This window comes from Eubacteriaceae bacterium ES3 (assembly GCA_030586155.1).
In the GTDB taxonomy this organism is placed as follows: domain Bacteria; phylum Bacillota; class Clostridia; order Eubacteriales; family Eubacteriaceae; genus Acetobacterium.
Genome location: CP130741.1, coordinates 1,712,334 through 1,729,468 on the forward strand (window position 1 = coordinate 1,712,334; position 17,135 = coordinate 1,729,468).

15 protein-coding genes, 1 tRNA gene and 1 riboswitch are annotated in these 17,135 nt (G+C 35.4%); of the genes, 10 read left to right on the forward strand and 6 right to left on the reverse strand.

Going from position 1 to position 17,135, the window contains the following annotated elements; genetic code table 11:
• Positions 1-12: 12 nt before the first annotated feature.
• Positions 13-1,797: a PAS domain S-box protein gene (locus Q5O24_07785; protein ID WKY46293.1), complete on the reverse strand. Its 1,785-nt coding sequence runs from the start codon at positions 1,795-1,797 to the stop codon at positions 13-15.
• Between the two features lie 236 nt (positions 1,798-2,033).
• Between Q5O24_07785 and Q5O24_07790 the strand changes: the two genes are divergently transcribed.
• From Q5O24_07790 to hisIE, 9 genes are read left to right on the forward strand one after another with little or no spacing between them, the layout of a single operon-like run.
• A complete protein-coding gene (locus Q5O24_07790) occupies positions 2,034-3,269 on the forward strand; it encodes an ATP phosphoribosyltransferase regulatory subunit (protein WKY46294.1) in 1,236 nt (411 codons plus the stop codon).
• Between the two features lie 4 nt (positions 3,270-3,273).
• The gene (gene hisG, locus Q5O24_07795) at positions 3,274-3,906 is read left to right on the forward strand and encodes an ATP phosphoribosyltransferase (protein ID WKY46295.1); all 633 of its coding nucleotides are present in this window, start codon (positions 3,274-3,276) and stop codon (positions 3,904-3,906) included.
• 11 nt (positions 3,907-3,917) lie between these two features.
• Positions 3,918-5,198, forward strand: a complete 1,281-nt coding sequence (gene hisD, locus Q5O24_07800) for a histidinol dehydrogenase (GenBank protein WKY46296.1) — start codon at positions 3,918-3,920, stop codon at positions 5,196-5,198.
• On the forward strand, positions 5,198-6,262 hold the full coding sequence (gene hisC / locus Q5O24_07805; protein WKY46297.1) for a histidinol-phosphate transaminase: 1,065 nt from the start codon (positions 5,198-5,200) through the stop codon (positions 6,260-6,262). Before hisD ends, hisC begins: the two co-directional genes overlap by 1 nt.
• Positions 6,252-6,839 (forward strand): imidazoleglycerol-phosphate dehydratase HisB, encoded by a 588-nt coding sequence (gene hisB, locus Q5O24_07810; protein WKY49228.1) that lies wholly within the window; start codon positions 6,252-6,254, stop codon positions 6,837-6,839. The genes hisC and hisB overlap by 11 nt, the downstream gene beginning before the upstream one ends.
• An 11-nt stretch (positions 6,840-6,850) precedes the next feature.
• The gene (gene hisH / locus Q5O24_07815; protein ID WKY46298.1) at positions 6,851-7,459 is read left to right on the forward strand and encodes an imidazole glycerol phosphate synthase subunit HisH; all 609 of its coding nucleotides are present in this window, start codon (positions 6,851-6,853) and stop codon (positions 7,457-7,459) included.
• Complete coding sequence (gene hisA / locus Q5O24_07820) at positions 7,456-8,181, forward strand: 1-(5-phosphoribosyl)-5-[(5-phosphoribosylamino)methylideneamino]imidazole-4-carboxamide isomerase (protein WKY46299.1); 726 nt, start codon at positions 7,456-7,458, stop codon at positions 8,179-8,181. The genes hisH and hisA overlap by 4 nt, the downstream gene beginning before the upstream one ends.
• The gene (gene hisF, locus Q5O24_07825; protein ID WKY46300.1) at positions 8,171-8,929 is read left to right on the forward strand and encodes an imidazole glycerol phosphate synthase subunit HisF; all 759 of its coding nucleotides are present in this window, start codon (positions 8,171-8,173) and stop codon (positions 8,927-8,929) included. Before hisA ends, hisF begins: the two co-directional genes overlap by 11 nt.
• A 2-nt stretch (positions 8,930-8,931) precedes the next feature.
• Complete coding sequence (gene hisIE, locus Q5O24_07830) at positions 8,932-9,555, forward strand: bifunctional phosphoribosyl-AMP cyclohydrolase/phosphoribosyl-ATP diphosphatase HisIE (GenBank protein ID WKY46301.1); 624 nt, start codon at positions 8,932-8,934, stop codon at positions 9,553-9,555.
• A gap of 176 nt (positions 9,556-9,731) precedes the next feature.
• Positions 9,732-9,847: riboswitch (molybdenum cofactor riboswitch) on the forward strand.
• A gap of 190 nt (positions 9,848-10,037) precedes the next feature.
• On the opposite strand, the gene Q5O24_07835 is transcribed toward hisIE, so the two are convergent.
• From Q5O24_07835 to Q5O24_07850, 4 genes are all read right to left on the reverse strand, one after another.
• Complete coding sequence (locus tag Q5O24_07835) at positions 10,038-10,274, reverse strand: MoaD/ThiS family protein (GenBank protein WKY46302.1); 237 nt, start codon at positions 10,272-10,274, stop codon at positions 10,038-10,040.
• Between the two features lie 76 nt (positions 10,275-10,350).
• Positions 10,351-12,150 carry an aldehyde ferredoxin oxidoreductase family protein gene (locus Q5O24_07840; protein WKY46303.1) on the reverse strand — a complete coding sequence of 600 codons (1,800 nt, stop codon included), beginning with the start codon at positions 12,148-12,150 and terminating at the stop codon, positions 10,351-10,353.
• Positions 12,151-12,381: 231 nt separating this feature from the next.
• The gene (gshAB, locus tag Q5O24_07845) at positions 12,382-14,688 is read right to left on the reverse strand and encodes a bifunctional glutamate--cysteine ligase GshA/glutathione synthetase GshB (GenBank protein ID WKY46304.1); all 2,307 of its coding nucleotides are present in this window, start codon (positions 14,686-14,688) and stop codon (positions 12,382-12,384) included.
• Between the two features lie 318 nt (positions 14,689-15,006).
• A tRNA-Pro gene (locus Q5O24_07850) sits at positions 15,007-15,083 on the reverse strand.
• A 163-nt stretch (positions 15,084-15,246) separates the two neighbouring features.
• On the opposite strand from Q5O24_07850, the gene rlmH reads away from it, so the two are divergent.
• The gene (gene rlmH / locus Q5O24_07855; protein ID WKY46305.1) at positions 15,247-15,726 is read left to right on the forward strand and encodes a 23S rRNA (pseudouridine(1915)-N(3))-methyltransferase RlmH; all 480 of its coding nucleotides are present in this window, start codon (positions 15,247-15,249) and stop codon (positions 15,724-15,726) included.
• Positions 15,727-15,907: 181 nt separating this feature from the next.
• On the opposite strand, the gene Q5O24_07860 is transcribed toward rlmH, so the two are convergent.
• Positions 15,908-17,083 carry an IS110 family transposase gene (locus tag Q5O24_07860; protein ID WKY46306.1) on the reverse strand — a complete coding sequence of 392 codons (1,176 nt, stop codon included), beginning with the start codon at positions 17,081-17,083 and terminating at the stop codon, positions 15,908-15,910.
• Positions 17,084-17,135 lie beyond the last annotated feature (52 nt).

Sequence of the window (17,135 nt, forward strand, 5' to 3'; positions counted from 1 at the left end):
TTTATAATAAAACTAAGTTAACAGTTTAGCGACCCCTTTATCCTCAGTTGCAAAATCTCCCAACATTATATCCGAAAAATACAATATACTTATATTCTCTCTTTGCGCTTTATGCATTGCAATCCCGGCATAGCGCACCAGATCTTCAGGATTAGAGGTGTGAGTGGGAAACTGAGCAATCCCCACAAAAGGACTTAATTTTACATCATAACGCTTAATATAAAATTGAGTATTAAAACCAACCTTTATTGCCTGGCAAATTTCTGAGATTTTCTCCTTGTTATCATCAGGGAAAAAGAAAGCAAACTGGGTTGAAGTTTGTTTTGCTAATAATCCATACTTCCCAATTTTTTTATTTAATTCCTTCATGGATTCTTTCATTATTTTATCAACCAGTAATTGACCACCTGCATCTGCAATTTCTTCGATTCCTGACACAACAAATGTAATTAATGTCAGTGGTTTATCATTTCGACATCCATTTTTTTTAAAGTAATTAGTTAGCAGTCCGTTTAATTTTCGGCGATTTGGTAATCCTGTAATATTATCATTAAGAAGCGCTTCCTCCAAAGCTTTTCGCTGATCGATAGTTTCGGTAACATCAAGTCCAAGTAGAAGATTTAGGATTTGTCCATCTTTTAGATTAATTGTAGAATGATCCCATTGAATATAATGAATTTTTCCGTTTTTGTCCTTTAATGGCAATGGACCTTTAAAGTCAAGGTTCTCATTTATCTGTTTTCGATGACTTCGACTTAAATTACCAAAAGCACTCATCAATGAATCTCCAACAAGTTCTTCTTCACTTATACCACTTAATTCAGAAATTAATTTGTTAACAGAAACTATTACAAAACGATTCGTGAAAGATATAAAAAGTAAATGACTGTTACTTAGTATTGCTTCAGTATAAACTTGTTGTAAATCAAGTTCTTCTTTTAACTCAATTTGTTCACTAATATCCTGAATCATCCCAATTGTCCGTATATGTTCATTAGTCTCTGAAAAGAAATGTCGTATTCTTAAAAAGATCTCCATTGTCACGCCACGGTGGTTTTTTAACCGATAGTGAATATCAACCTTTTCCTGTGCCTGAAAAGCATTTAGAAAGGCTTTCCAAACGCGGCTTTGATCATCTTGATGAGCCATAAAATGAATGAAGTCCAGATTGGGTTCTACTTCTTTTTCGTCATAACCCAGCAAACTATAGAGTTCCTTTGACCAATAGATTTTTTTTGTATGGTAGTGCATTTCCCAATAACCGATATTCGCCAAATGCTGAATTTCAAAAAGTTCATCATTTTTTTCGCAAATAATTGCTTCTTTTTCCGAGATAGTTTTTGTACTGACAGCGGAAATTCCATAATACGTCTTATCTTGATCTCGATAAATTGTGATTTTTACCAGCAGAGGAACCATCACTTCATTTTTTAAGAAAAGATTGAGTGAAAACTCGTAAAATCCATTTTCTGCAAAACTTCGTAACATTTGTTGTCGATGTTCATGAAATTCGAAGTCAATCTGAAAATGAAGAACACTTTTACCAACAACTCGCTCCATAGGCTTACTTAGCAGCTCTAAAAATGCAGAATTAACTTTTAAAATAATTCCTTCATCATTGGTAAGCAAGACATATTCATTAGTCTGATTGATCAGGTCACCCCAAATTTTAAGTTGACTGTTTTTTTTCTCAAGCGCTGAAATGCGAGAGTATGTTATAATAAATGCAATTGCACTACCTAATAATAATCCAATAGTCACAACTATGAACCAGGAATTTACACTTAAAGTACCCATTTTGGTCCCCTTTGTACATATAATATTTTTATCCAGAACCCTTCTGTTTTAAACATTATAACCGATTCATCATGATTAAGGAAATTTTAAGGAGTTAATTTTTCGTAAAGAATATTTTGTAGATGTAAAAAATATTTACAACTTCATTAAGAAATAGTCTTTGACATTCTCGATTTTTATGCTAAAATATAGTCATTACTTTATCGTGCTAACGTGATAAAGTATAAGGAGGAAGTATGCTTTTTAATTATACTATTGAAGGCTTTGAGACAATTCAACCACAAAATAGCTTTGCTTTTTCAAAAATTGTTTCTGATTTGACAGACTTATATAATTTATATGGTTATCAGCAAGTTTTTATACCAACATTCGAAGCCTATGACTTATATGTAGATGAAGATTCCATTCCCAGTGATGATTTATTTAAAATGATTAGCCACCATGGTAAGGTATTAGCACTTAAACCTGATGCTACGTTACCTATTACGCGAATGGCTGCTATTAATCATCCTAATCCCAGGGAAATTATAAAGTTCTCATATCAAACGAGTATTTATCGAAATTTCTCTGCTTCAGACAGCATTAAAAAAGAAATTAATCAAATCGGTATTGAATACTTTGGAAATGATAGTCCTGAATGTGATGGTGAAATAATTGGTCTCTCAATTTTATCTTTACTTACTGCCGGAATAAAAGACATTCATATTGACTTAGGACATGTTGGTTTTATAAACTGTCTTTTTGAGGAATTGGATTTTTCACCAGAACAACAAAATACACTTTTTGAATATATTGAAAATAAAAACATTGGTGACATTACTGCTTTTCTGAAAGAAATGAAAATTGGCTCTGAACTCCGTGAAGTTATCACTAAGCTCCCCGTACTTTATGGAAAACCGAGTGATGTTATTAAAGACATGAAAGCAATATGTATCAACAAAAAAATGGAAGAAGTAGTTTTGAAAATTTCTGAAGTCTATAATCATTTGCAAACCATGGGTTTTGATCAATATATCAATTTTGATCTTGGATTTACCAATCAGATGAATTACTATTCTGATACTATTTTCAAGGTTTATATCAACAATTGGGGTGAACCAGTTATCAGTGGAGGAAGATACAATAATCTTTCAGAAAAATTTGGTATATCAAGACCAGCCTGCGGCTTTGCTCTTGATGTAATGAAAGTTTTAAATTATATGGACCAAAATAATATGTTGCCACAGAGTAACTTCCTTAGAACTATCATTGTTTATGAACCCGAGCAAAAAAGCCAAGCTTACAAAATGGGATGCAAACTTAGAAATGATGGAAAAGTTGCAGAGCTTTTCATTGCGCAGAAAAATGTATTGGGGCAGATAGAGTTTTTAAAATCAAATCCACTTTATCAGAATATAGAGGTTTTTTATCTAAAAAACAATGAACTTTTTGAGCTTGATGGTCAACAATTTAAAAAACTTGAAAGAAGGTAAAAAAATGGCAATTAAATTTGCGCTTGCTAAGGGACGGGTTGCTAAAAAGGCAATTGAATTACTGATTGATCTGGGCTATAAATTCAGTGACTATTCTGAAAAAAGCCGAAAACTGATTTTTGAAGACACTACTGGTGAAATTGCATTTTTTCTGGTAAAATCTCCTGATGTAGCAACTTATGTTGAAAAGGGCGCTGCTGATATTGGAATTGTTGGAAAAGATGTCCTACTTGAACATCCCGCAAAAGTATATGAGATGCTAAATTTAAATATTGGGAAATGTCGAATGTGTGTCGCTGGTTATCAGAATCGTCCATTAGCTTATGGCAAAAAACTGGTAGTTGGAACAAAATATCCGGTGATTGCCAAAAATTATTTTCAGTCAAAAAAACAATTAGTTGATATAATTAAATTAAATGGATCTGTGGAGCTTGCACCAATTATTGGGCTCTCTGATTGTATTGTCGATATTGTTGAAAGTGGCAGTACATTAAAAGAAAATGGCCTTGCTGTTCTTGAGGAAATTTGTGAGATTAGTTCCCGACTGATTGTTAATCAGGTTAGCTTAAAAACAAAAAGAGAATCTATCGATCCAATCATCAAAGCGTTTGAAACACAGTTAACGACTGAAGTCTAGAAAGGACTGTTATGAAACTCATTAATTATAAAAATAATCTAAATGTTAATACCATCTTAAAACGTGATGACGAAGATAAAGAAGACATCAGAAACGCGGTTCTGGAAATTCTTAAAGGTGTGAAAAGAGACGGAAATGCTGCACTCTTGTATTATACGAAAGCGCTTGATAAATGCGAACTTACAAGTTTAAAAGTCACATCTGAAGAAATTGAAGAAGCTTATGCTTCTGTTTCCCCAGACCTAATAAAAATTATGGAAGAAGCAGCTTTAAATATCAGAAGTTTTCATGAAAAACAATTGGAAAAAACATGGACTTACTCTCCTCAGGCAGGTGTAACACTTGGTCAGCATATTACTCCCCTTGAAAGAGTCGGTTTATATGTTCCGGGTGGCAAGGCTACTTATCCCTCGACTGTTTTGATGGATGCTATTCCAGCTCTGGTTGCTGGTGTTGAATCGCTTGCTATGGTAACACCACCAGATAAAAACGGGCTAATAAATCCAAACATTTTAGCTGCGGCTAAAATAGCTGGCGTGACAGAAATCTACAAGATTGGCGGTGCTCAGGCTGTAGCTGCACTAGCATATGGAACGGAAACGATAAAACCGGTAAATAAAATTGTTGGTCCTGGTAATATTTATGTTGCAACTGCAAAAAAAGAAGTATTTGGGACAGTTGATATCGATATGATAGCAGGCCCCAGTGAAGTGTTGATTATTGCTGATGAAAATGCTAATCCGGTTTTTATTGCTGCCGACATGTTATCACAAGCTGAGCACGATGAAATGGCTATGTCTGTCCTTGTTACGCCTTCAGAAAAATTAGGTCGGGCAGTAATAGAAGAAGTATATCGACAAATCAGCGAAGACCTTAATAGAAAAGAAATTGCGAAGCAATCAGTAGATGAATTTGGCTTTGTATTTGTAGTTAACGATATGGATGAAGCATTTGAATTATCAAATGAAATTGCTCCGGAACATCTTGAACTGATGATCAATAATCCTATGGACACGTTGGAAAAGGTACGCAATGCCGGCGCCATTTTTATGGGGGCTTATAGTCCTGAACCCTTGGGTGATTACTTTGCTGGTCCTAATCATACACTACCAACTTCAGGGACAGCAAAATTCTCTTCTCCACTTGGCGTCTATGATTTCTTAAAGAAATCCAGTATCCTTTCCTATGATGCTGAATCTCTTCAAGAAATATCGCAAAGAATCGCTGCATTTGCCCGCTCTGAAGGCCTGGATGCTCATGCTAAAGCTGTTGAAAGGCGGTTTGAAAACTAATGAAAAATTTTACACGCGAAAATATTAAAAAGCTGGTTGCATATAAAGTTGATGCTCCACAATATGAAATAATTGTTAATGCAAATGAAAGCGCTTATGATTTTCCGATGATTTTGAAACGACAATTTTGCGATGAAATCTGCAATACCGATTTAAATCGCTATCCGGAAGCCTGTTTTCCCGAGTTGCTTGAAGCACTGTCGGAATATACAGGCGTCCCTACTGATGGGATTATATGTGGGTCAGGGTCCGATGAAGTGATTGCTCAAATTAATCAGGCCTTTATCGATCCTGGAGATGTAATTGTTTCACATTCACCTTCTTTTAGTATGTATGAAATCTGGTCCTCGATTGCCAATGCAAATTATGTTCCCGTTCCTGACTTGGACGGACATATCCCGGATCTTAAAGGTATTATTGAAAAAGCTAATGAAATGGATGCTAAAATAATATATTTATGTAATCCCAATAATCCAACTGGATATGTATTCTCACGTAAGCAGATTATTAAAGTATTAGATTCGGTATCATCACTGGTTATTCTTGATGAAGCCTATATTGAGTTTTTCGGTGAATCGTCAGTTGACTTATTAGATAGTTATCCTAATCTGATGATTTTAAGAACCTTTTCAAAAGCTTTCGGACTAGCAGGAATTCGATGCGGTTATGCCCTCGGAAGCAGAGAAATTATTGATGTTCTTTATAAGGTTAAAGGCCCATATAACCTTAATGTCATGACTCAAAAAATTGCTGTCATCGCTTTAAAAAATCGCGGAAAAATTTTATCACACCTTGATGAAATTCGTTCTGAACGAGACTTTATTAAAGCGGAGTTGGAAGCACTCAATTCCTTTAAAATATACCCATCTGGCTCTAATTTTATTTTCTTTGAGACACCATTGGCTGAAAAAATATACCAGGAACTTTTAGAAAACAATATACTAATCAAGTGGTTTAAAGACACCAGCAGACATCCTGGAAGTATCCGGTTTTCAATAGGAAAACCGCAGGAAAATAAACAAATCCTTTCAATTATTAAAAAGGTTGTGGAAAATAATGCGTAAAATAAGTTTGCAAAGAGAAACGGCAGAAACTCAAATAAGTTTGACATTAAATCTTGATGGTACAGGAATAAGTAATATATCTACTGGAAGTGGTTTTTTTGATCACATGCTGATTCTTTTCTCTAAGCATGGGCGTTTTGATCTGACTATCAATGCTCAGGGAGATAATGTTGACAACCATCACGTTATAGAAGATATTGGCATTTTATTAGGTAAAGCCTTTTATGAAGCGCTTGGTGAAAAAAAAGGTATTAACCGATATGCTTTTTCTTTTACTCCTATGGATGAAGCTTTATGTCGAATCTGTATAGACATCAGCGGCCGAAGCTATCTAGTTTTCGATGTTAATCTTGAACGCGAATTCATTGGTGACTTTGAGACTGAAATGCTGGAAGAATTTTTTGTCGCTTTTACCTCTAATAGTAAAATTACACTTCATATACAGTCTTTGTATGGTAAAAACAATCATCATATTGTTGAGGGAATCTTTAAAGGTTTTGGTCGAACGTTAAATCAGGCTTGTGCTATTGGTGAATTCACAAATGAAATACCTTCGACTAAAGGGATTATTGAATAAAGGAGTTAATAATGATAGCTATTGTAGATTATGATGTAGGAAATTTAAAAAATGTCTATACTGCCCTAAAAGATGTCGAACTTGATGGCATCATTACACGGGATAAAAATATTTTAAATGATGCAGATGCAATTATTCTTCCAGGTGTAGGTGCATTTTCTGATGCTATGGAAAAACTAAAAGAATTTGATTTAGTTGAAAGCTTAAATCAAAATGTAAAAAAAGGAAAATTACTGTTGGGAATCTGTCTCGGAATGCAGCTTCTTTTTGATAAAAGTTATGAAGATGGTGAGTTTTCAGGATTATCCTATATTCCCGGTGAAATTGTTAGATTTCCCCAATCAGAACTAAAGATACCGCATATGGGATGGAACAATTTAATCAAAAACGTTGATTCTCCCTTACTTAATCAGATTGGAACTGACGACTATGTCTATTTTGTTCACTCTTATTATGCGGATCCACTTGATTTTAATGATGTGATCGCTTATGCTGAATATGGAGTCAAAGTTCCTGGCATTGTACAAAAAAACAATGTAATTGGGATGCAATTTCATCCAGAAAAAAGTGCCAGAGTTGGAAAACAATTACTGACTAATTTAAAGGAGATGATAAAATGATCATATTTCCAGCAATTGATTTAAAAAACGGAAAATGCGTTAGACTACTTCAAGGTCAAAAGGATGCAGAAACAGTATACTTTAATGACCCCATTGAAGTAGCCCTTAAATGGCAGTCGAAAGGTGCGGAATATCTTCATCTGGTAGACCTTGATGGAGCATTTGATGGCGCACCTAAAAACAAAACGCTTATCAAAAACATTGTTGATGCTCTTGATATACCTGTAGAACTAGGTGGCGGGATAAGAACTTTGGATATTGCTAAAGACTATATTGACGCTGGAGTAAGCCGGATCATTATTGGAACACAAGCAGTAAAAGACTTATCTTTTATTGAAGCTCTTTTATCACTCTACGATGAAAAGGTATGTGTTTCCATTGATGCTAAAAACGGTTTAGTCTGTACTGAAGGTTGGGTTGAAAGTAGTAATCTGGAAGCTCTGGAGTTAGCTGCAAGCCTTGAAAGACTCGGTTTGTCAACCTTAGTTTATACTGATATCTCAAAAGATGGAATGATGTCTGGACCGAATTTTGAAATGCTTGAGGTTCTAAATAATCATTTAAATATCGATATTATAGCCTCTGGTGGTATTTCATCGACTTCTGATGTGTTAAAAGCTAAAGAAATGAATCTATATGGTGCGATTATTGGCAAAGCACTTTATGAAGAAACGATTGATTTGGAAAAATTGTTAAAAGAGGATTTAAAAAATGCTAACTAAACGAATTATTCCCTGTCTTGATGTCGATCATGGACGGGTTGTTAAAGGGAAAAAATTTAAAGATATTCAGGATGTAGCGGATCCGGTCGAACTTGGTAAATATTATTCCGATCAAGGAGCTGATGAACTTGTTTTTTATGACATAACTGCTTCTAGTGAAGAACGTGATATTTTTATTCACATAGTTGAAAAAGTTGCTGAAGCTATCCGTATTCCATTCACTATAGGTGGAGGAATAAGTCGCGTTGAGGATTTTAGGAAAGTACTGATGGCAGGTGCTGATAAAGTATCAGTTAACTCAGCTGCTGTTAAAAATCCTCAGTTAATAAAAGAAGCGGCACTAAAATTTGGTGCTCAGTGTGTGGTTTTATCGATTGATGCCAAACGTAATCAGACAGGTTCCTGGGATGTTTATGTTAAAGGTGGACGTGAAAATACTGGGATTGATGCAATAGAATGGGCTAAACAAGGGCAGGATTTGGGTGCAGGTGAAATTTGTATCAATTCGATTGATGCAGACGGTATAAAAAAAGGATATGATATTGAACTCAATCAAAAACTATCCAGCCTTTTAACTATTCCTGTTATAGCTTCAGGTGGGGCTGGGAAAATGGAAGATTTTTCTGAAGTCTTAAAGGCTGGAGCAGATGCGGCATTAGCAGCTTCAGTTTTTCATTATAAAGAAATTCCTATCCCTGATTTGAAGAAATTTCTTTCGGCCGAAGGTATTTTTATGAGAAAGGTTTAAAAATGGATTTTAACAATATTAAATTTAATGAAGCCGGTCTTATACCGGCGATTGTACAAGATTATCACACTCGCGAAGTTCTGATGATGGCCTGGATGAATGAAGAAACCCTTAAAATGAGTGTCGATTCTGGAATAGCTACTTTCTATAGTCGCAGCCGTCAAGAAGTTTGGATAAAAGGTGAAACTTCAGGAAATAAACAGCATATTATTAGTATTGAATATGACTGTGATGGAGACACACTCTTACTCCAAGTCGTCCCTGATGGACCAGCTTGCCACACAGGAAGTATTTCATGTTTCTATAGGACTTTAAAAAATAACACGGATCTCAATAAAGGAAATGTGGACATTTTATTCAATTTAGTAAGATTACTCGAAGATCGTCGTGAAAATCCTAAGGAAGGCTCTTATACTAACTACCTTTTTGAAAAGGGTGTCGATAAGATATGTAAAAAAATTGGTGAAGAAGCTGCTGAAACAATTATTGCTGCCAAAAATAACGATCCTATTGAACTGACTTATGAGGCATCAGATTTAATTTATCATCTACTTGTTCTTATGAATAATCAGGATGTCGCTCTTGATTCTATTTTTGAAGAGTTAACGAAACGTCATCAAAAATAATTCTGAATTAATTCTTAAATAGGAGTCATTGAGCTCCGTTCAAAGTAATTCTAAAGGTTAGAATTTTATTATATAGGTGAGATTTAAATATCTCTCCTTTTTCTTTTCATTCCTAATATAAAAAAGCAACGAAGAATATTCGTTGTTTTTTATTGCATTATTTTATCATTTATTGTATAATTAACTAACCTGAAGTTTATCTTTCTAAGGCTTGCTATGAAAGTAAAACCGTTAGGGTGTAATCGGAAACGATTATATCTCCCATTGTGGAAAGGGTCAAAAGGTTAATAACCTTATTTTTCGTGCATTTAGAAAAATGCAGATTAAAAAGACCATTCTTCCCAGGAGTGGTCTTTTTATTTTTCCCGTCCTTGAATCTATTTATTTGTAACCACAATAATGATAAAGGACATCCCTTTTAGGTCAGAGTTGGACTAACCAACCAGCTCTGTTTTTTTGTACCTTAAATTAGATTTATCTAATTAACCGCCAGCTACAGGTGGGAAGATTGCCAGGTAGCCATCCTCTTTGATTGGCACTTTAAGCATATTCTCAACTTTTCCATCGACTCCATCGACGATCAGTGCAGCAATCTCAGGTGCAGTAATTCCCAGTGAATCTATAACATTTTGAGCAGTCATTCCAGGTTTGTATTCCATTTCCACAACCTTACCTCTTCCCACTCTGAATGTAGCAAATAGTTTAACAGTGATCGCCATAATTCCTCCTTCAACATCGATATTTAGAATTATTTATACCCGAAAAAAAGGGACGAAAACTCGCCCCTTAAAATTCTTATAATAATCCCAACTGTTCAAGTTTTTCTTCTGTTGGAATTCCGTCTTCATCCCAGCCACGTTCTTTATAATATAATGGCAGCAGCTCATCAAGCTTGGCCACCCAACCTTTTGTAGGACCATCAGGCATTTCTTCCTCGAGGAATCGCGGTGGTAAAGTGTCTTCCTCTGGCATAACACCGGCCTCAAGATTAAAGAGTTTTTCCAGATTCCAGATTCTATCTCCAGCTAATAAGATATCATCGGCTGACCATTCAGTTCCTAATACTTCATTGACCATATCTGCGTACTGCTGAGCACCCAGCGCAAATGATGTAAACAAACATAATCCTAAAGAATCAATGACTGCTGTTAAATCCTGGAATATTTTTACCCAAGTTGGTTTGCCAGCTAAATCGAATCGCTCCAGTTTTTCCGGTAAAGCTAGGATTTCAGGAGAAATCAGGTATCCACGGACATGGCACCCGCCGCGATTTGAAGTTGCATACTGCAAAGCCTGGCCTTGCACACCACGCGGATCATAAGCTGGTAAATCCTGCTTTTTAACTGACATAGATAATTCAGGTGCACCATAATAATCTGCCAATCTGTAAGATCCTCTAGCAAGCATATCGCCAAAGCCTTCTCGATTCCCCATTTTTTTAAGCCAATGAACAACAGATTCTTCATTACCAAACTCAAGTTTGATATCATCATCAAGATCCTCATCGGTAATATATCCGCGTTGATATAATTCCATAGCAGCAGCTAATGTAGCCCCGGCAGAAATTGTATCAAGACCTAGTTCATTACACCAGTAATTGGCATCAATAACTATTTCCATGTTATTAATTCCTAAGTCTCCGGCAAATACCCAAAGAGTTTCGTATTCAGGACCACCAATTCCATCTGGATGTTTCTTACTTTTAACGAAACGTCCGCAACCGATCGGACAGTGATGGCAAGGATTTCTTTTGATCAAATATTCTTCAGTAAGGGTTTCACCACTAACAGCTTCCGCGCCAGGATCATACCCTCCCTGGAAATTGTTAGTCGGATAAATCCCATGTTCATTAATAATGTTTACCAGAACAGCTGTTCCATATGTAGGTAGGCCGCCACCAGTAACACCGTTCTCTTTAATCAAACCACGACATTCTTTTGTCACTGCTTTCAAACCGTCGGGATTAGCAATAACCGGTTTCTGTTTTCCATAAACTGTAATAGCTTTCAGGTTTTTTGACCCCATAACAGCACCGACTCCGGAACGGCCAGCTGCACGATCATCTTCATTCATGATTGCTGCCATCTGCGATAACTTTTCACCGGCAGGTCCAATTGTCATAACTTTAGCGTCTGGATGTTTTTCACGAAGCATATTACTTGCTTCTATCGTGTATTTACCCCAAAGATCCAATGCTGGTAAAATTTCAACCTTATCTTCTTCAATGTTAATATAGACAGGTAGACTTGCCTTTCCTTCAACAATAACAGCATCATAGCCGGCATATTTTAAGAATGCCCCCCATTCACCACCTGAGTTTGATGATGCAATCGTCCCAGTTAATGGAGATTTTGTCACAACCATATAGCGACCACCTGTTGGTGTCGCTGTTCCTGACAAAGGACCATTAATAAAAACGATCTTATTTTCAGCAGCGTAAGGATCAACCTGTGGATCAACCTCATCCATATAAAGTTTAGTTCCTAAACCACGTCCACCAATATACTTTTTAGCCAGTTCAAAATCAAGATCTTCAGTTGTAATACTGCCTGTCGTTAAATTCACACGCAGAATTTTTCCCATGTAACCAAACATTTGATTTCCTCCTAAATCTATTTATTTGTAACCAATATCATTATATGCATTCTTCCTAAATAATTCAATTGATTTAATAAAAGAAGTACAAAAAAAACAAATATTTTTCATGATATGCTCAATAATTATACACGCAACAACCCCAAACCGCTAAATGATGATAAAATACTAACCAGATAATTAAAATCATACTAAACAAGATTAATCTGTTAGTTTTTCGCTCTCCCAACACTAAATCAAATTTAGTGTTTTCAAAATATTGAATCCAAGACGCCTTTGCTTTCCCTCATATGGGAAAGCCTGCATAGAAATCATGGGATTAAAGTTCATTTCAATAATCGAGAATGCCGAATTCTCGTCTTTATAGTCTTCAATAATCATATCAACCCCACAAAAAACAGCATTCATCGCTTTTGCTGCTCGAAGGGATACCTGTTTAAAGTTTTCACAGATCAAATCTGTGTAATCAATACTATCTCCACCGGTACTGATGTTCGAATTACCTCGTAAATAGATTCTTTCGCCTAGCGATGGAATATAGTTTTCATCCAAATTCTGTCTTTCTAGATAAGCACATGACAGTTCATCAAGTTCGATAATTTTTAGAGGAGTAGTTTTACCGTCACCACGGTATGGGTGTTCATTTTTTATAGAGATTAAATCCTTTATCGTGTTTATCCCATCACCTAACACATTAGACGGTCGTCGATGCAAAACAGCAACCATTTCGTCACCAATAATCAGAAATCGAAATTCCATGCCTTTAACAAAATTTTCTATCATCGCAACAGAGTCGTGTTTTAAAGCTAAAGTAACAGCATGGATAAGCGAATCAATGCTAGCGCCATTTTCAAAAACCGAAATACCAATCCCATAATTAGTCGACTTTGGCTTGATGACAAGTGGTTTGTTAACGTATTTTAACAAAATTATTTTCGCTTCTTCTAAAGATGTAACTGTTACATCATCTGGAACCGGTAAGCCCTTTTCTTTTAGAACCCACTTTGTGACAAGTTTATTTTCCATAACAAGTGGGGTTATATAGGAGTCTGCACTAGTTTTAGTTGCTTGCTTTATAATCTCCTGATGTGAATTTTTCTGCAGACAAATGATGTTATCTGACATATCTAGTGGTAAAACACGTATTCCTCTTGTTATTGCTTCTTTAATCAAAATTTGTGTAGAAAGTTCCCAGTTTTCAAAACCTTTTAAAGAGTGATTCATTTCAATAGCTTTTTTTGAATGTCTTGATGCCAGAACAAGATGTGCTTCAGTAAATCCATTTCGCAAATGCTTCTTAAATTGATATGCATGAGTCTTGTTAATATTATTTGTTCGAGTTAACATCTCTTTAATTACAACATCTTTTCCTAGATTAAGGTAATCATTTATTTCCATCATCTTTTCTAGAATATCTTCTGACCATCCCTGCCTGGATGTCCATTTCTGATGGTCTAAAAGTTCTAAACTTTCATCTAATCCATGCTCTGCAACATTAACTTCATTGAGCATTGCTTCCTGTTGCCAGGTCGGATAAAGAGTTTCTCCTTCCAATAAACAGAAAAGCATTAAGAGATTCAGAAATTCACAATCTGTTTTTGAAATGCCACGTTTTTCAAAAGGATTAAGATCAAGCGTTCTGATCTCCAGATACTTGATTCCATCCTTTTGAAGTGAATCAAGAGGGTTTTGGGGGTCACTGGCTTTGAGCCGAATTTGACTATATAATTCCTTTGCTTCAGATATCTCACCATTTCCAATGAATTTTTGCACACTTTTAATATAAGAATCAAGAGTGGAGTAATCAGGATATAAATCAATGCGATTTTTATATCCTGTCGTACTGCCATTTCTCATCGAAATACCATTTTTAAAGCTGTATCCTTCACTTCCGATATCTGACATTGAAGAAATTTGTTCTGTATCATAAGACTTATGTATAGCAGGTGATGCACCAGTAAGATAGATTACTAACCAGCGATATTTCAGATAATTCCTAACAGTTTTCAAATAAATTCGATCTAAAAAAGATTGATATGATTCATCAGGTGAAAGTTTTACCCATAAAAACTTAAGCATTTCCTCATTAAAAGAAAAATTATAATGTAATCCCGATATTAATTGTCGTTTTCCGCCATATTTCTCTTTCAGTTCTTTTCGATATTGATACGCTTTTTCTCCACTGATACCTTGATACACAGCTATGGGTATTTTTTCTTCATCATCAATTGCGCAAGGCATGGATTGAGGCCATAGCCACTCATCCTGATTAGATATTTCATAGAGAACAATATCTGTTAAGGCTTCCAAAAAATCACAGGCTTCCGCACAAGAATCAAATACTGGCGTGATCATTTCGACCTGGCTTTCTGAGAAATCAGTTGTAATATATGGGTTAGTGAGTTTATCACCAAAAATTTCCGGATGTGCCGTTAATGAAAGTTTTCCTTCATGGGTAACTCTTAAACTTTCGCGTTCCAAACCTATTCCTGATTTTAAAATTGTTTCCGGCTGAAGTTTTTTTAATAAATCGATCATGCTTGTGCCTTTCTAAACGTTTTATTCAATTAGAATCATTATACCATACACAGATTTTTAATGTGTAAACAAATCTTTTCAAATACCTAATAATCATCAGGAAAAAAAGGATATTAAATTTTCTTCAGGTACCTGGAATTACAAAGTGAATCAGATATTTATTATTATATATTTGTCGAATCGATAATATCTACATTTCGCCTGGGTTTATGACAACTTAAAGGGCAGCAAAAGAAATAATTTCTTTTGCTGCCCTTTAAGTTGTCATAAAAGACTTTTGGACAAAATAAAAAACCTGAAACAGGTTTATTACATCAATGGTCGGAGTGAGAGGATTTGAACCTCCGGCCTCATGGTCCCGAACCAAGCGCTCTACCAAGCTGAGCCACACCCCGAAATATGTTTGCATTTCTGACTTACCTATTGTAAACTATAATCATAAAAATATCAATACTTGGAGGAAAAAATGCATAGAAAAAATAAAGCTCATCGCATTGGTGCGCTGGTACTAGTAGCTGCTCTTGCTTTGAGCATGATCGTTGTATACGGCGGATTTTAATGTATGTTCAAATAATCTGTCTTGGAAAAATTAAAGAAAAATTCATGAAACAGGCTATCGATGAATATTCAAAACGGCTTTCATCATATTGTCGTCTGGAAATTATTGAATTAAAAGACGAAATAATTCCGGAAAAAGCAAGTGACGCAGATTACCTTCAACTAATTAATAAAGAAGGTGAACGAATTTTAGGAAAGATAAAAAACGGTGCCTACGTTATTTGTCTGGATCTTTCTGGTCAACAATTAGATTCACAGGAATTTTCACGAAAGATCGAAAACCTCGGAATTCAAGGAAAAAGTCATATAATCTTTATAATTGGCGGTTCATTAGGCTTGTCGGAATCAATAAAAAACAGAGCTGATTTGAAGCTTTCGTTTTCAAAAATGACTTTTCCGCATCAACTTTTTCGGGTAATGCTACTTGAACAGATTTATCGCAGTTTTAAAATTATCCATAATGAAACATATCATAAATAACATTTAGGTTTGAAAGACTAACTATTAAAAGTCAAGTCTAAATTGACATTATTTGAATGAATTGCAGAAATGCAGTTCAGATAAGTTAAGAACTGAAAATGAGTTAACTGAACATTGAAAACTGCATGACAAAAAGAGCATCTTTGCAGGTGCTCAAAAAAGAGATATTTATTAAAAAAATCTAAGCTGATTTAATGTATGTTTGCCCAGATCTTTCCAACTGGTAAATGACTCTTACAAGCTTTTTGGCCGCGTGAGATATTGCGACATTGTAGTGTTTTCCTTCAGAACGTTTCTTTGCAAGATAAGCTGCAAATATTGGATCCCAGTTACAAACAAATTTAGTTGCATTAAATAATGCATAGCGAAGATATCTGGAGCCTCGTTTCTCCATATGGGAATAGGCACCATCAAGTTGTCCTGATTGGTAAGTTGATGGCGACAGACCAGCATAAGCAAGTATTTTGTCAGGAGTATCAAAGCGTTTAAAATCACCGATTTCAGCAATAATCATAGCCCCCATACGATAACTGATTCCAGGAATGCTAAGAATGGGAGAATTTATTTCATCAATTATGATTTTGATTTCAGATTCTATTTCATCAATTTCACAATCAAGTTCCTGAATAAGCTTAATGGTGTGTTTTAGTTCCAGTGATTTAGCCGGCATATTTGAGCCAATAGAAGTTCTAGCGGCTTCTCTGAAACGAACAGCGGTATCTTTGGAATATCGACCTTTAGAGGCTGTTTCAATGAGTTTGGAAAGCCGCGTAAGGTGAGCAGACGCAACAGCACTAGCACCCGGGAATTCAGAAAGCAATGCATAAACAGAAGTTAAATGAAGAGTAGGAACAAGTTTTTCCAATTCAGGGAAAAGAATTGTAACAAGTCTGGAAATAGATTGTTTAAGTTTCGAACGTTGCTTTACTTTATCAAAACGATAGCGGGTTAATGACTTCAATTCTTCATTGTGGTAAGATGTGTCTGAGTAGGACTTTAAGTTCACATCAGACATAATCATAGAAGCAATTGTTCGGGCATCTACCTTATCCGTTTTCGTCTGTCTAAGGCTTAGACTTTTTCTGTACAGATTGGTATGTAACGGATTGATAACATAGGTGGCGAGACCTTTATCAACGAGATAACCGAGAAGATTGTAACTGTAATGTCCTGTGGCTTCCAGCCCTACTTTTACTTTAGTTAAATCTTCTGCAACAGAGGAAATCTTCTGAAAAAAATCATCAAAACCATCACGGTTGTTCATAATGGTAAAGGCTTTAAAGAGTATCTCTCCATCTGAGTTAGTAATAAAGCAATCATGCTTATCTTTAGCAACATCAATTCCTGCATAAATCATAACAGTTCTCCTTGAATAAATTTAATACTGTTTGGAACCCACGGGTACTCCC

Coding starts and splice junctions, on each gene's coding strand:
- Q5O24_07840 (WKY46303.1), bottom strand. CDS start 12,150: ATGTTTGGTTACATGGGAAAAATTCTGCGTGTGAATTTAACGACAGGC.
- hisF (WKY46300.1), top strand. CDS start 8,171: ATGCTAACTAAACGAATTATTCCCTGTCTTGATGTCGATCATGGACGG.
- rlmH (WKY46305.1), top strand. CDS start 15,247: ATGTATGTTCAAATAATCTGTCTTGGAAAAATTAAAGAAAAATTCATG.
- hisD (WKY46296.1), top strand. CDS start 3,918: ATGAAACTCATTAATTATAAAAATAATCTAAATGTTAATACCATCTTA.
- hisH (WKY46298.1), top strand. CDS start 6,851: ATGATAGCTATTGTAGATTATGATGTAGGAAATTTAAAAAATGTCTAT.
- Q5O24_07790 (WKY46294.1), top strand. CDS start 2,034: ATGCTTTTTAATTATACTATTGAAGGCTTTGAGACAATTCAACCACAA.
- hisG (WKY46295.1), top strand. CDS start 3,274: ATGGCAATTAAATTTGCGCTTGCTAAGGGACGGGTTGCTAAAAAGGCA.
- hisA (WKY46299.1), top strand. CDS start 7,456: ATGATCATATTTCCAGCAATTGATTTAAAAAACGGAAAATGCGTTAGA.
- hisIE (WKY46301.1), top strand. CDS start 8,932: ATGGATTTTAACAATATTAAATTTAATGAAGCCGGTCTTATACCGGCG.
- Q5O24_07835 (WKY46302.1), bottom strand. CDS start 10,274: ATGGCGATCACTGTTAAACTATTTGCTACATTCAGAGTGGGAAGAGGT.
- gshAB (WKY46304.1), bottom strand. CDS start 14,688: ATGATCGATTTATTAAAAAAACTTCAGCCGGAAACAATTTTAAAATCA.
- Q5O24_07785 (WKY46293.1), bottom strand. CDS start 1,797: ATGGGTACTTTAAGTGTAAATTCCTGGTTCATAGTTGTGACTATTGGA.
- hisC (WKY46297.1), top strand. CDS start 5,198: ATGAAAAATTTTACACGCGAAAATATTAAAAAGCTGGTTGCATATAAA.
- Q5O24_07860 (WKY46306.1), bottom strand. CDS start 17,083: ATGATTTATGCAGGAATTGATGTTGCTAAAGATAAGCATGATTGCTTT.